General features: G+C 24.8%; 14 protein-coding genes and 1 other RNA gene. 3 read left to right on the top strand and 12 right to left on the bottom strand.

All coding sequences use genetic code 11. From position 1 onward, the window contains the following. The first annotated feature begins 6 nt into the window (after nt 1-6). Nucleotides 7-1260: a hypothetical protein gene (locus ACYQ44_RS02500; protein ID WP_459994972.1), complete on the top strand. Its 1254-nt coding sequence runs from the start codon at nt 7-9 to the stop codon at nt 1258-1260. A 68-nt stretch (nt 1261-1328) separates the two neighbouring features. Further along, nucleotides 1329-1690, top strand: a transfer-messenger RNA (tmRNA) gene (ssrA, locus tag ACYQ44_RS02495). A 57-nt stretch (nt 1691-1747) separates the two neighbouring features. On the opposite strand, the gene ACYQ44_RS02490 is transcribed toward ssrA, so the two are convergent. Genes ACYQ44_RS02490 through ACYQ44_RS02435 form a run of 12 tightly spaced genes read right to left on the bottom strand, consistent with a single transcriptional unit; the run spans nt 1748 to nt 14887 of the window. After that, a complete protein-coding gene (locus ACYQ44_RS02490; protein WP_459994970.1) occupies nt 1748-3217 on the bottom strand; it encodes a glycosyltransferase in 1470 nt (489 codons plus the stop codon). Next, the gene (locus tag ACYQ44_RS02485) at nt 3217-4140 is read right to left on the bottom strand and encodes an MJ1477/TM1410 family putative glycoside hydrolase (RefSeq protein ID WP_459994969.1); all 924 of its coding nucleotides are present in this window, start codon (nt 4138-4140) and stop codon (nt 3217-3219) included. Before ACYQ44_RS02485 ends, ACYQ44_RS02490 begins: the two co-directional genes overlap by 1 nt. A 12-nt stretch (nt 4141-4152) precedes the next feature. After that, nucleotides 4153-5058: a carbohydrate kinase family protein gene (locus ACYQ44_RS02480; RefSeq protein ID WP_459994967.1), complete on the bottom strand. Its 906-nt coding sequence runs from the start codon at nt 5056-5058 to the stop codon at nt 4153-4155. A gap of 11 nt (nt 5059-5069) precedes the next feature. Beyond that, nucleotides 5070-5852 (bottom strand): nitrilase-related carbon-nitrogen hydrolase, encoded by a 783-nt coding sequence (locus tag ACYQ44_RS02475; protein WP_459994965.1) that lies wholly within the window; start codon nt 5850-5852, stop codon nt 5070-5072. A gap of 1 nt (nt 5853) precedes the next feature. Then, on the bottom strand, nt 5854-6393 hold the full coding sequence (locus ACYQ44_RS02470) for a 5-formyltetrahydrofolate cyclo-ligase (protein ID WP_459994964.1): 540 nt from the start codon (nt 6391-6393) through the stop codon (nt 5854-5856). Then, a complete protein-coding gene (locus ACYQ44_RS02465; RefSeq protein ID WP_459994963.1) occupies nt 6394-8691 on the bottom strand; it encodes a DUF2194 domain-containing protein in 2298 nt (765 codons plus the stop codon). It lies immediately after the preceding gene. Beyond that, nucleotides 8688-10109, bottom strand: a complete 1422-nt coding sequence (pelG, locus tag ACYQ44_RS02460) for an exopolysaccharide Pel transporter PelG (protein WP_459994961.1) — start codon at nt 10107-10109, stop codon at nt 8688-8690. Before pelG ends, ACYQ44_RS02465 begins: the two co-directional genes overlap by 4 nt. Continuing rightward, entirely contained in the window at nt 10109-11515 is a 1407-nt protein-coding gene (gene pelF, locus ACYQ44_RS02455; protein WP_459994958.1) for a GT4 family glycosyltransferase PelF, read from the bottom strand. Before pelF ends, pelG begins: the two co-directional genes overlap by 1 nt. 1 nt (nt 11516) lies before the next feature. Then, entirely contained in the window at nt 11517-12080 is a 564-nt protein-coding gene (locus ACYQ44_RS02450) for a hypothetical protein (protein WP_459994957.1), read from the bottom strand. 2 nt (nt 12081-12082) lie between these two features. Further along, nucleotides 12083-13021 (bottom strand): hypothetical protein, encoded by a 939-nt coding sequence (locus tag ACYQ44_RS02445; RefSeq protein WP_459994956.1) that lies wholly within the window; start codon nt 13019-13021, stop codon nt 12083-12085. Next, the gene (locus tag ACYQ44_RS02440) at nt 13018-14217 is read right to left on the bottom strand and encodes a GAF domain-containing protein (protein ID WP_459994954.1); all 1200 of its coding nucleotides are present in this window, start codon (nt 14215-14217) and stop codon (nt 13018-13020) included. The genes ACYQ44_RS02445 and ACYQ44_RS02440 overlap by 4 nt, the downstream gene beginning before the upstream one ends. Before the next feature lie 4 nt (nt 14218-14221). Further along, on the bottom strand, nt 14222-14887 hold the full coding sequence (locus ACYQ44_RS02435) for a flagellar brake protein (protein ID WP_459994953.1): 666 nt from the start codon (nt 14885-14887) through the stop codon (nt 14222-14224). A 205-nt stretch (nt 14888-15092) separates the two neighbouring features. On the opposite strand from ACYQ44_RS02435, the gene fabF reads away from it, so the two are divergent. Beyond that, entirely contained in the window at nt 15093-16325 is a 1233-nt protein-coding gene (fabF, locus tag ACYQ44_RS02430) for a beta-ketoacyl-ACP synthase II (RefSeq protein WP_459994951.1), read from the top strand. Nucleotides 16326-16337: the final 12 nt, after the last annotated feature.

Genomic DNA, 16337 nt, shown 5'->3' with positions numbered 1-16337 from the left:
GGATTTATGAAAAAAGTAATTTTATCTACAATTGTCTTATTATTTAATCTAATTATTTTTAGTCGATTAAACAATATATATATAGATTATTCTTATACTTTTTATAATAATAATAATAATAATAACTTTCATTCATTATATTTGGGATATAATTTAGGAAATATCCCCTTGAAAATTCAATTTGGAACTCAAAATGATTTTCAATTTATTGGTGTTATATCAGCATACACTAACATAAACAACCTATATATTGAACCTTATATAAAATATACAAAGGATTTTTCTTTGGGTTTTAAATTTAGTATAAATCACTTGTATTTTGATTATAATGTAAATAAATTTATGACAAATATCTTTGGATTAGGTTTTTATTTTCCAATTATTAAATTTGGAGAAGATATAGGTTCATATGTTATAAGCAAAAATTATATAAAAGAAACTGTAGGAAATGATATTAAAATAAAAATGTTTGTTAAAAATAAGGGTGTCCCTGCAGAAAATATTGAGATTTTTTATACACTTAATAATTCAGATAAATTATACATAGGAAAAACAAATGAATTTGGGGAAATTACATTAAAACTTTCAAATATTACCAAATCAGGTATATACAAAGTTAAAATATTTAATTCTGATAAAAAAATTAAAGAAATTATTTTAGAATTATTACCTGATGAGCCTTATAGAGTATCTTTCAGTTTTGATAAGGACTTTATTTTTACTGATAATGAGGAAATTATAAAAATTAAAAACATCAATATTTATGATAAATATAATAATGAGATATATAATTATAATATAAGATTTATAAATTTCAAAATATTAGGAATTCCCGAACAAATAAAATATAGTTATTTAAATAATTCTTTGATTTTTCAACCTTTCAAGGAAAAGGGGGAATATAATCTTTATTATGAAATTAATGTAAATAATAAATATTTAAATGGATTAAAAAAAATAATAGTAAAAAATAATCCTAAAAACATTATAAAAAGCAATGTAGATATAAATTATATAGGAAATGAAAATAACTATATGATATTCGAAATAAAAAAACCAGAGATATATTTTTCTAATTCAACCAAAGATTATGCTGATCGATATTTTATCTATTTTAATAACAAAAGGATAAATATAAAAAATGGAAGGTTTAAAATTCCTATAGAAGGTAATTTTTCAAAAACAGTTAATTTTGAAGTATCAGTAGGGTATTACAATTTTTCAACTGTTATTAATAAAAATATAAATATAAAAAATTAAACTTTTCTATTTTATTTTCGTCTAAATAGTTGAAAAAATCTTTTGTTTATGTTATAATCGTATCGTTTGGGGACGAAACGGTTTCGACGGGGGTAGAGTAAGTCGGAAAGCGAGTCGTGGACGACTGTAACCACGTTAAACAATCGGTCAAAAAAGAGAATTGCCGAAGAAAATTACGCTTTAGCTGCTTAATATAATATAGCAGCCGTCCTATCAGTTGTTCTGGGTCAAACGACTGAATAGGATGTCATATATATGACCCTTACCCAAAAATCATTCTCCCGGATTTTTGGGAAAATTTTTGGGAGATAGCTTAATCTTATCCTGCCTGTGGGAGAAGATTAGGCGAAAATCAAAACACAGGCTGCGCTCGGAGACGTCCGGCTTACTCTACTTTCGGACGCGGGTTCGACTCCCGCCGTCTCCACCATTATAAGCAACAAAAAAATAAAGCCCGAATGGGCTTTATTTTTTATAAAAAGTGACCTTAAAGGTCGTTTCTATTTTTGAGATATTTTAATATTAAATTACTGTCTAATTCTTTATCCTTATTAAAAAAGAAATCTGGTATCTTCATATAATTATTCTGCTTAATAGGATTTTTTAAATATTCCTCTATACTTTCAAGGTATCTTTTTGCTGTAATTTCCCATGTGTAATTTTCTAAAACTCTTTTTTTACCTAAATTAGAATATTTATCAAAATTTTCTAATCCTTCAATTATACCTTTAGCTATATCTTCTTTATCAAAAGGATCAATTAATACTCCGTATTTACCCTTATCAAATGATTCAGTTGGTCCGCCATTTTTAGTCGCAACAACTGAAAGTCCTACAGCAGCTGCTTCAATTGGAGCTAATCCAAATGGTTCATAAAAAGCTGGTAACACAAAAACAGATTTTTTTCTAACAAAAAATCTGTAAGCACTTGCTAATTCTTCTTGACCTGGAACATCAAACAATGATACCTTTCCATGTAAATTATATTCTTCAACGATTTTTTTTATTTCTCCTATTATTTTTTGTTCTTTTTCAGATAGTTTGTTTATATCATTGAATCCATTTTTTAATCCTCTAACAAAAATAACGAGATTTGCCATTTTTTGAAGTTTATAGGATTTAGCATAAGCTCTTACTACACCAAGATGATTTTTCTTCTCATCTACCCTGCTCGATAATACAATATATTGTTTGTCTTTTTCTTTTATATCTCTTATTAAATATCTTTCTATTTCTTTCCAAAAAATTTTATCTATCTCTTTATTTTTAGAAGAAAATGTTTTTATATTTACTCCAGGAGGAATAACTTTGAATTTAGAATCATTTTCAACATCAATAGCCCCTTTATATAACGGATGTGAGTATTGCTCAAATCTTTCTAAATGAGTACTTACAATATTAAAAGCTGAACGATTCATCGAGACTCTTTCAGCATGAATCCTTATAGAAAAATTATATTCTCTATCATAATCATCAAAATTAAATTTATTTATACCAAGTTTATCCATTTTTTGTGCACCTAAAGAATGTGCAGTAAAAGAAAATGGAATATGTGAAATATTTTCAAATATTGCCCCAGCAATACCACCATCACCATAATGAGTTGTTACAAAATCTGGCATCTTATTTATAGCATCATAATATTTTAAAATACCTTCTGCAAAATCTTTTAAATGAGGCCATAGTAGTTCTTTTCTTAAAAATTTATTTCCACCAAAAGGGATTCTTATAATTTTCAAATTATTATATCCTTCGTAATAATCAAACTTTTCTTTAAATTCTTTCCAATTTTCGTCAATTATTTTTCTTGTAAAAATGTCGACTTCAATCCCTAATTTGGATAGTTCCATAGCAACTTCCCTAACATAAATTAATTGACCTCCAAAATCCGGATGTTCTGTTAATCTAGAACTATTTTTATCAAAATTTCCCTGTGGATTAAAAAACGCTATTCTCATTATCTCACCTCATTAAAATATTTTAATGCGTCGGATATATCATTTAATTTCTGATTTTTATTAGCAGGATATCCAAAAAATTCGTATTTTTTACATAAGTTTATGAAATCCAAAATAATATCTTCATTAGGATTATTAGGATCAAAAACATAATCTGTAACTAAAACAAATTTTCCAGTTTTTTGTATTTGTAAAATATAGTCTAATTTTGAATTTACATAGTTTTCTGATCTTTTGTCTGTATGTTTATAAAACAAACTTTCAACGCTTATTCCAGAAATAGTATATAAATATTTATTATTTTTATCATATTTTATAATATCAACTCCATTTTGAGGAACAATTAGAAATATAGGATTCTTTTTTCTGGCGTATCTTGCTATTTTTAATACTAATTTAATCATTTCATTTGCAGTAGCTTCAATGTTATAACCTTTATCAGCCCAATATTTATAAGAATCGATTAAATCTAAATAAACACCCATAAACCCTTGATCAATAATTTTATCTAAATATTGATAAATAATCTTCTCCCAATCGTCATACCAATATTTTATTTTAAAATTTCCAGGCCAATTAGGATTTTCCCCATCAACCCATGATGGTGGATTATCGGTCCAACTTTCTTTCCAATAAAATCTATAATCTTCTGCTTCGCCTATACTTAAATAGGCCAAAGGAATAATATCCATATCCTTTAACTTATTTATATCTTCGCGTGTAAATTTATTTTTATCAGTCCCATCTTTAGAATAATCAATAATCAAAAATTTAGGCTTATAATTGCTAATTACCTTATCAATGTCTGATCCATTTATGTAATAAATAATTGGAACTTCGAGAATTTTTTTAGGTTGAACAAAAAATATAGTCAACATTCCAATTATAGAGGTTAAAACTAATAATAGTAAATTACTTTTCATATTATCACCATTTTATATATGATATATCTCCTTTAATAAATTCCAATTTTTAATAGGAGCAATTGCACCTGTATATTTTAATTTTTCAGCCGCAAAAGACAATCCTAATTTTGTTGAATCTAAAATAGACAATCCGTTTAATAATCCAATATATAATCCCGACCAAACTGCATCCCCTGCTCCTGTTACATCAACTACTTCTTTTGCATATGACGGTAATTTAATTATATCATTTTTTGTTTTCAATAGTACACCATCTTTTCCTAATGAAAAAATTATATTTTTTAATTTCAGTTCTTCAAAATATTTTAAATAATCTTCTATTTTCCCTTTTCCAAATATACTTTCTGCGTCATCAAAAGAGGGTTTTATAAAATCAATATATGGACCTAATATTTTTAAAATATCAACAATGGAATAAGTATTATTCCATAAAATTTCTCTATAATTCGGATCAAAACCTATATAAATTCCATATTTTTTTGCTTTTTTTACTAATTCCAATATTTTTTCAAATTGATTCTTTTCTGAAACTGCCCAAGAAGATATATGAATAATTTTAAATTTATTTAATTCAAAACTCTTTGGAATATCAATTTTTAATGATGCATTTCTATATGCACTGAACTCTGGTGTTTCTTTCGATTTATTAACAAAAACTATATCAGTATATACATCTTTTCTTTTTACTAAATAATTTAATTTTACATTATTACTCAATAAAAAATCCTCTATAAATTTTCCAAATGGATCTTTCCCTATACTTGATAATAAAAAACTATCAATTCCTTGTTTAGCAACATTTATAGCTATATTAGCAGGCGAACCACCAAAAAATCTTTGGAAAACGGTTGCATCATATAATGACACAGATTCTGTTATCATATCTATTAAAACTTCTCCAATTGATAAAAACATTCTCATCTCTCCTATTTATAAAATTTTTCCATTCTATCTTCTATAATATTATTATATTTATTTATATTTTTATTAAGTGCCATTTTATGATCAATATCTACAACTTTAACCATATCACCTTTTTCTGGAAATCTAATAACAACTTCGCCTTTTGGATTTGTTATTTGACTCATACCTGTAAATTTGTTTGTATTTAAAAGGTTCTTTTCTTCACCCCATCTATTTGATGTTGCAATGAAAACTCTATTTTCTAATGATCTGATTTTATTAGCTTCCTGACAATATGGCATTACTAAATTTGCACTATGCGCTATCACTTGAGCACCTTTTAAGGTTAACGTTCTAAATGATTCAGGAAAAAACCAATCAAAACATATCGCAAGGCCAATTTTAACTCCTTTAATTTCTTCAACCCAAAAACCTGTATCTCCCTTTTCAAAAAATAATTTTTCTTCAAAAAACAAATGAGTTTTTCTATATATTCTTGTACTACCATCACTTTTTATTAATATAGAAGAATTGTAAAATTTTCCTTCCGATTTTTCAACAAAACCAAAAACTATATTTGTTTTTTTAGATACTGCAAAATCCTTAAATATTTTTATTGAGTATCCATTTATGTCTTCAGAGACCCATTCAATTTCACTTTTGGTATTAAAAGTATAACCTGTAAATGCTAATTCTGGAAAAATAAATATATCAGCATTTTTTTCTTTTATTAGTTTTATCCCTCTTTCAACATTCTCTTTAACCTGAAAAAGTTCTGGTCTAAATTGTACTAATCCAATTTTCATATTAATCACCCTTTAATATTCTTTTTTCAGTTATTATGATATCCATTTTTATATCATGATCAAAAATTGGAAGTTCTTTTAAAATTTGAAAATCAAATCCTACTCCTATTAAAAAACTCTTTTTATGTTTAGAAAAATATCTATCGTAATAACCTCCACCATACCCCAATCTATAAAGTTTTTCATCAAAAGCCACCCCTGGTATCAAAAAAACATCTATATCACTTTTAAATTCTTCCCCAATTGGTTCCATTATACCAAATTTTCCTTTTTTAAAATCCATAATAGAATTAATTTTAACAAAATACATATTCTTTCCACATATTTTAGGAAACAATATATCCTTTTCATAAAAGATATCTATTAAATTTAAAATATCAACTTCATTTCTAAAGGGATAATACATAGCAATACTATTAAAAAAAGTAAAATTTAATAATTTAGCTATTTTTTCACTTATTATATAACTTTTTTCTATATATTCTTTTTTATTAATACTTTTTCTTTTTTCTAACATTATTTCTCTCAATATCTTTTTCATTTAATCACCTAAAAATTTAATTCTTAGCTTATTTTCAGTTGCTTCAATAATATATAAATTATTATTCCTGTAATAATGTATAATTTTTCCTCCAGAAACTTCTCTTATATTCTTTTTTGACCTTATCATAAAATATTTTGGAAATATTGAAGAATTAGGTATAATAACAGTTAAATTATTTTCTTTGAAAAAATAATTAAAATTTTGTGTTAAATAATCAAAATAATAAGGATATGCTTCTGACGCACTATGATTTCTTAACCAAGGAAATTTACTTTTAATAGTATTATAAAAATTTTCCAATAACTTATACATTTCATCCCATGTTTTTCTATCTGGATTTCTATCCTTAGAAAACAAATCATCAGGATGAATAAAATGTTGAAATGCACCAAAGTTAGCCAGAGTATTAATAGTTGTAAATAATATTCTCTTTATAGGATAATATCCATATGTTGATCTTGGAATAATCAGTACAAAATTATTTGTTATTTCATATTCAGAAAATTCATCTTGTCCTTCATACGATGTACCGATAGTTTTAATGGTAGGTATAGATTTTAATAAATATTTTACACCAAAATCGTCTATAATATTATTAGGAGCTACATAGCTACTGATTACTACAGGATGATCTAAAATTTTATTTAAAAAATCCTGAGCAGCATTTAAACTTAAAATTATATTTTCATAATTAGGCCAATTTTCTTTTGTTAGAGATGTATGATTATAACCATGAAGTCCTAGTTCAAATTCCAAATTATCTATCTCTTTCATTGTTTTAAAAGGGTTATTATTCTTACTCATAAAAAACTCAGAAAAATCAAAAGGCGGACTACTTACTCCATTATAACTTAAAGGTGTAATAAAAGTGTATTTAATATTATAGTCTTCAGAAAATTTCTTTATAGATGGCCACCATATATTATAATAATATTCATCATCAGTAATAATTTCACCTTTATTATTATCAATTTTGATATTATATGATGGTAATGGAAAATCATCTATATAGAAAGTATAAGAATTTAATAAACCTGCAATAGATATGTCACTCATTTCAAGAATAGATTGTAATATTAATCCCCTTAAATTTTTTATAATTAAAAAAGGGCTAATATATCCTATATATCCATTTTTCTCTTTTCTATACCATATAGCTGGAGATTTTTCATCATTATCATTAGTAAAATAAGATAATACTTTTTCATCATTTAATAAATTCACATTAAAATTTAGTTTAAAAATTATGGTAACTGATGTATTACCATTGTTTTCATTACCTAATGGGAATAATGCCTTATCAAATATAATCTTTGAAATATTTAATTCTTTTAAAGTTACATTATTTCTCCATGGAGTATTGTAAATATCCGTAGAAAAAATTAGCGTACCTTTATTTTCTAAATAATGATTTAAACTTTTATTCATTATAAATTTTGAATCTGTATTCCATATAATATATTTATAAGGAATTAAATCAAAAAAGGTAAAATTATAAAAACGTCTAACATCAATAAATTCATATGGTATTTTTGCATACTTAAAAATATATTCAAAATTCTTTTGACTATCTAAATAATTTTTTTTATCATATAAATTATCAATAATTAAAACTTTATTTTCATACCCTACATTACGTTTAATGATTTTTAAAATTAAGTTTTCAATATTTAAAATAACGTTTCCATCATCTGTAATAAAACTATTTAATAAAGCACCTCCACCCTTTTCTGATAATATTAGAGTTGGATATGTAAATTCCGGAGTTATAAATTTCAAAAAAATATTATCTTCATTAAAAACAATATATTTTTCTACAGATTTTTTTGTTTTAGTTGAAGGCGGGCTTAAAAACATATTTTTGTCATATACTACTTCAAAATTATTAATTTCTTTAAAACCATACATATAATGCATTCCTATTTTATTTAATAAATTATTTATTTCCCTTAAATCAGCTGATACACCTAAATTATTAAAGAAAAAGAAAAAGCCACCATCTTCAACAAAATTAGAAAGTTGTCTTAAATATAAACCTGAATCTGGTAAATTTGTTGAATAATACCAACTTATTATACCAAAATATTTATTATAATTAATTTCATAAAAATTAATTTCTTCAACATTTTTCAGTTCATAATTTATATCATATTTTTTCAAAATAGGAATAACTTGTGATTGAAATAAATATTCCCCATATTGTTCAGATTTTTTATATAGTAGTAACAAATCTTTTTTCCCAAACATTGTAAAAGAAATAGATAAAATAAAAATAATAATAAGTAATTTTTTCATTTTGATTTTTCCTCCATTAACTTTTTTACTTGATTAAATTTGATATAAAAGCCATCTTTTACAGCTAATTTTTGTCTAAAATACTCTATTTCAATTAAGTTTTCTACTCTATCAATTAATAACTTATAACCTATAAAAGTTCCAATAGTAAATGCTATAGTATAGCTAGCTCCTAATGTGTAATGACCATATTTGTTATGAAATATTATGCTTAAAACTAAATTCATAATAAAAACTGATATATTTAATGTTAAAGCTAAATTTCTGAAGTCAAAATACAATATCAATAACATAATTGTTAAATAAAAAGAGTTCATCATAGCACCAATTATACCCATTCTAAATATTGGTTTTACCAATTCTGATACAAAAGGCACAAGATTAATTTCATTCAAAAATAATAATGATAATGTCACAATCAATTGGACTTTTACTGTTAAACTTATATCAAATTTTAATTCTTCTTCCATATCTTTTCTTCTAATTTCAATTTCAGAATAATTATATCCTTCTATTAATGAATCATAAAAAAATCTATATGTTTTATAAAATCTAGTTTCTAAAACTAATATAAACATTGTTGCGGTAGGTATAATAGTTAGATATGCTAAAAACATAGGATTATCATATATATATGAAAAATGAAATCCTCTTATAGGTTCTTCACCATAAATTGGTGAATACCACATAACAAAATCATCAATCCAAATTGATAAATAATAAAAAAAACCAATAAAAATATTTTGCCAATATTTTTTTAAATCGTCCATCCAATCAAAAGATATTGATAATTTTGCTCCAAAATTGTATAAAATAATTAAATAATGAGAAAAAGTACCTATATTTACCCCAAAAGCATAACCCAATAAATATCCTGCAGGATTATCATCAGAACCTAAATAATTAGATAAAACTATAGAAAAAAATCCCATTATTAAAAAAGATAATATATACATATTTACATTATCTGTAGATATGGAAGCTATTCCTATTATCCAAAGAGTCAATAATGATATTGACAAATAAGTAAAAGATAATACATACCATAATTCATGGGAATTAAAAGCAAAAAAAATAAGTAAAATAATAAGTAAAATAATAGAACTATAAACTAAAAAACCCAATACTTCTGGGAGAATCATATTATACTTTTTTAAAAAAATAAGATCCGAAATTCTCCTTGATTCAAACATAATGAATAATCCTGAAATAATAATAGAAATTATAAAAGAGTAAACAATAGCTACATTAAAATAAATATTTGTTATTTTAAACAAATTTAATATCACCCACAACGATAACGTAGTTATTATCCATGGTCCTGAAGAAACTACTACAGAATAAGCAACTGCTAATAAATCGCTAGAAAATCCTCCTCTACTAAACATTTTTGTTAGCCTAAATCCAACTCCAGCCATTATTTCACCACCGAATAATACAATTCTCTATAATTTTTTATCATTTGATCAAGCCTATATCGTTTTTTTACTCGCTCTTTACCAATTTTAGAAGCATTTAATCTAAATTCATCGTCTTCATATAATTTAATAAGACTATGTGCTAATCCTACGAAATCTTTTGGTTTTACAACAATCCCTGCATCTCCTATTACATCCTCAGATGACCCATAAATCATTTCTGAACAAGCTCCAACATCAGTAGATACAACAGGAATTCCAGCAGCAAAAGCTTCTAAAATAACTAAAGGTTGTCCTTCACTAACGCTTGATAATAACAACGCATTTATTTTTGGATAATAATCTAAAACATTTACTTTTCCTGTAAATTCAATAGTATCTTCTAATCTAAATAATTTTATTAATTCTTTACATTCTTCAAAATATTCAGGCTCTTCATCTGTTGGACCTATTATTAACAACTTGAAATTAGAAATTCTTTCTTTCACCATTTTTGCTGCTTTAATAGCAGTTTTTATGTCTTTAATTTCAACAACTCTTCCAACTAAACCTACTATATATGGATCTTTCTCTTTCCTATACTCTATTTTTGAAAATTTATAATAATCAACTCCATTTGGAATAACATACATTTTATCATAATCATCACACAATTCTTTTTCAAACATTTGGTTTTGTGAAAATAATGTTGTTATTTTATTTGATCCTTTATAAACTAAGGAACTAATTGTATTAAATAATTTTATCCAAGCTAATCTATATTCATCTTTTATCCACCCTGCTTTTAAAACCTCCAACTGTCTTTCTCTATGATAAATCCCATGTTCTGTCAATATTATAGGAATGTTATTTCTTATGCCATTTAATAATGCAGAAATCCCAGCATATCCAGTAGTAATGGTATGATATATATCACACTTTGGTAAATCAACCGTCATAGAATTTAAAAATGGCAAAAGCATTGATTGTAATGTCCAAAAATAGTTAGTAAAATTTTCATAAGGTATATAAGATTTGTAAAATTCAAGCATAATATCCCAATATAAATCATTTTTTAGTATTGAAGTAAAATCATAATTTGAATATTCATGAAAAAAATCATATAATTTATTTGCCATTGACTTTTCATCAAATGGATAAATTAAAATATCTTTTAATTTTTTACTGATATCTTTATTTATTTTATGTTTTTTAGGAAAATCATATTTAGCAAACAAAAAAAATTCAAAGTAATCAACAACATTGTCAGGAAATATATATTTAGGATCTCGATTTTTCGGTACATCCCCAATTTGTATTACACAAAACTCAATATCTGGCATATTTCTTATAAGAGAATTTCCCCAACTGGATACTCCTCCTGTAACATATGGATATGTTCCTTCAAAAATTATCCCTACTCTCATATTATTCACCTATTATTATTGAATTTATTTTTTTTAATATATTAATTTCATCTTCAGTAAAATACTTTATTACAGAATCTATAATTTCTGGATAGAATTTATCAATTAATAGTAATATTATTATTTTCTCCTTTTGATCAACATTTTTTATAATGCTCTCTAAATAATCTGCATTTCCAGAAAGTAAAAAAAGCCCTAACTTAGACTTAAAGTCTATAAAGTCTAAGTTATAAAATTCAGAATATTTTAGATCATATAAAATATAACTAAATTTTATAGAGTTAGCAAATTCTAATGTTTTTTCATCCTTTAATTCTTTGGAAATATTAATTAATTGATTTATTAATACAAAATCTTTATCGTTATAATATTTTTTATCTCTTAATTTAGAAATCAATTCTTTCTGTTTAATATACATTGACCGTTTATTCCATGGAAGATTTTTTATGAAATCTGGATCAAAATCATATTCTGTATTAAAATTTATTAATATGATTATAAATATTAGAAACATTGTTATAGAAAAATAAAAATAATATTGAATAGATGCACTTACTTTCTTCATATTTAATCCCCCAATATAAATTTTAATGCTTCATTATTAGATTTAAATCCTAGCATTATATATTCATTTACTAATTTTCTAACTTTAACTGTTTTTTTTGTTTTTATATAATAAAAAATTGCATATTCATATAAACTTTGCAATTTTAATATGTCTAAAAAATGATCCAACATATTAGATAATATTTCATGTTCTTCCAATAATTCCAATATTTTTAAGTTATATATAAGTATTTCACTATTTTCTGAATAGAAGTACACTGCTATTCTTAATCTAACCGCACTTTGCCATAATATTTCTTTTTTGTGTTCCCCTGCTAAAAATCCTGAATTTGCATAATAATATACATATTTAGCATAATTAATATAATCACGTGGTTCATTTAAATTTTCTATATAATAAGATATTTTTTCTATTAAAAATTTTTCTAAATTCGTTAATGCATCAGTGGCATATAACACAACATCAGGATGACTATCTATTGATACAGCTGTTCTTATTAATTTTAAACCTTCAATAAAATCTATTTTCTCTTCCTTTATTGAATTAAACAAAAGTCTTACAACATATTTTCTTTGTGCTGCATCGCCATATTTTATTATAAGAATAAAAGGAGCTAAATCCACTGAATTAAAAGATATTGAACTTGTATTAACTAATTTCTCCTCCTGAATTAGAAAAGGTTTATATAATGGCTTAATTTCAGAAAAATGAAATAATACTATAATAGGGAAAAAAGGAAAAAATATTAGTGAAAAAAGATTTTTTTGTAATGAATATAAAAATCTTCTTTCATTTATATACACTAATATAAATGAAAGAATAAAATAAATCAAAAATAAAATTACAGACATAATATATTTATATGTTAATAAAAAAAAGATTATAGCAAAACCTAAAAATAACCCAATAAATCCTAAAATTATCAATAGTTTTTTCATTTTTTGGTATAAGCCTCCAAAATTTTTATTCCAGGAATTTCTTTAATTTTCTTTAATACTCTTTCTAACCCTGTTTCACTAGAAGATGTTAAAATTATATTAAATTCTTTTTCTTTAATAAAAAGAAAATCTGTATCTCTAATAATCGATTTCAAAAGATTTATATCTAAATTACCATTATATGAACATCTTATCACAGAAAATGGTATATTAAATTTTTTGTGCCTTTCATCAACTTCTTTTAGAATTTTATTAAATCTTTCATATTCATCCATAACAATCGATTTATTTTCAATTTCTTCCGAGGCAACCAATAAAGAACTTAACCAGTCAGATAAAATTCTTAAATAAATTTCTGTATTCTTGTTCATTTTTTCTGGATCAATGATTTCAACAACAATAAATCCAATAATTCTTTTACCGGATTTAATACTAACAGCCATTGCGGGTTCATATTCAAAATCATATTCTATATCAGTTAGGTATAAAACATTTATATTAGCACTTCCAAATTCTTTTGCCATAGATATTACTGTTGATTTATTTAAAGGCATAGAATTTGGTAAAAATTGAGGTCCTTTTCTTACTTTTAATCTTAAAAAATCATTTTCTCCTAAAACATATATAGAAACAGATTTAGCAGATATAAAATCTGAGATCAAATCTATCGCTTCATTAAATATATCTTCAGCATTATCATATTCTATTTCTCTTAGTTTATCTATTAATAATGACACTCCATTTTTTTCTAAAACAAGCTTATGTTCAAGATCAGTTGTAACATTTTTCAACATCCTTACTTCTTCTTCCAAAGAATTTATTTTATTTTTTAACAAAGATATTTGATCTTTCTGAATATTTATTTTTTGTACATACATATCTCTAAAAAAACCGACAACTATACCAAAAACCAGCATAGATAGAGGTATTTTTAATACCTCCCATGATACAGCTACTTTAAAAAAATCCTCTTTAACATTAAAATATAAAGACAAGAACATAAAAAAAGAACTTAAGCCTCCAGCCACTAATGAATAATTAATACCATATCTTATAGCAACAAAAATAATAAATAAAAAATATGGATTTGGATTAATAAAAATATATCCAAAATATCTAAGAGATATATCTATAATGAATAATAAAACAATTATTATTGGTATTTCGATTATTCCATACAAATTATCCTTTAACATATTATCACCCAATATCATGATTTTTAGAACGTATTGTATATAAATTTACATATCTAACTATTTGTTTTTCTAGGTTGTAATCGAGATTTAAAAACATTATACCATATAGTTTTTCATTATATATATTTTCTCCTACTATTCTAACAACTCTTACAGGAAGATCTTCTAATATTAAATTTTCATCTACTTCTAATTTACTTAGATTATATTCTTTTTCTTCAAGATTATATTTACATGCTATTTGCATACCTCCAGCGCTAAAATCTCTTGTCTCAAAGGGAATAAATTTTTTTTCTTCTTTATCTTTTAATATACCATCTCTGATTATAGGAATTCTAAAAAATCTTCTTTTCTGAATTTTAATAGCATACGACGGTAAATGAATATATATATAATCTTTTTCAATTTTCAATACTTTTGATTTTATCATATAATTTGAAGATCTTTCATATACTCTTATATTTAATAATTCCCCATCATTTATCTTAACCCTTGAATTTCTGTAAATTGGAGGTAAAATCTTAACATTATGAGATATATAATTTATAGATAATATTCTACTATTTGCAATAATATGTTTTTGAGGCAATTCAACATCCACAATATCACCTTCGAATATTATTTTCCGAATAGAAACTTTTTCAATAAAAACACTATTTTCACTCTTCATATATATCTTCACCTCTCTTTTTATTAAATTATATCATAAAAATTATTGGTTCTTAGAAGTATATATTTTATACCAAAAGAATCCTGGATTAAAAAAAAAAGGTATAATTATTATACCTTTATAGAACTTATGTTCTATAAATTTTATATTGGCATAATGTTGCTAATATTTATAGTGGATAAAATTTTTATTGGGAGGTATAAATATGAAAAAAGTTGTTGTAACTGGTTTAGGAACTATTAATTCTATAGCAAAATCTAAAGAAGAATTTAAAGAAAATTTAAAAAAAATGACTATAGGTATAGACTACATCACTCAATTTGATACAACAGAACATAAAGTTAAAATTGCAGGAGAAGTAAAAGATTTTGATCCAACTTTATATATGGATAAGAAATTAGCTAAAAGATATGATAGATTTTTACAATTTGCTATTGCAGCATCCAAAGAAGCCTTAAAAGATAGTAAATTAGAGGAAAATGGAGAATGGAAAGAAAATGCAGCTGTAATAGTTGCTTCTGGGATTGGTGGCTTTAAAACATTGTATAAGGAATTCCAAAAAATGGAAAAGAAAGGCCCAAAGGTTGTTAGTCCATTTTTAATACCTATGATGATATCTGATATGGCATCTGGTGTTGTTTCTATAGAATTTGGATTAAAAGGACCAAATTTTAATACCGTAAGTGCTTGTGCTTCTTCATTGCATGCCATAGCTATTGGAACCATGTTGATAAGGCATGGTTATGTTGATGTTGCTATTGTCGGAGGAACTGAAGCTACAATTGATCCAATGCCTATAGCCGCCTTTGCGAATATGAAAGCGTTATCTACAAGAAATGATGATCCTAAAGGTTCTTCAAGACCTTTTGACAAAGATAGGGATGGTTTTGTTATGGGAGAAGGTGCTGGTGTAATTATTTTAGAATCAGAGGAACATGCTAAAAAAAGAAATGCTAATGTGTATGGTTATGTTGAAGGATTTGGAATGACTGGTGATGCATATCATATTAGTGCTCCTGATGTTGAGGGAAGAGGTGCTGCCAAAGCAATAAAATTAGCCTTAAAAGATGCTAACGTTGATCCTGAAAAAATTGAATTAGTTAATTGCCATGCTACCTCTACCCCTGCTGGAGATATTGCTGAAACAAGAGCTATAAGAGATGCTTTGGGCGAACAAGCTAAAAATATATATATTCAAGGTTCAAAAACATTATTTGGACATGCACTTGGTGGAGCTGCTGCAATTGAGTTTATTGGAATGATACTACAAATGCAAGAAGGATTTATTCATGGAATGCCAAATTTAGATGATCCTTCAGAAGAATTAAAAGATTTAAAAATTCCTAAAAAAACTATAAATTATAAAGCAAAATATGCTATTAAAAATTCTTTTGGTTTTGGTGGTCATAATGTTTCTGTTGTTTATAGAAGCTTATAAGGAGGCGCTTTT

The sequence above is a fragment of the Marinitoga arctica genome (assembly GCF_054657315.1).
This window is presented reverse-complemented; position numbering and strand designations above follow the sequence as displayed.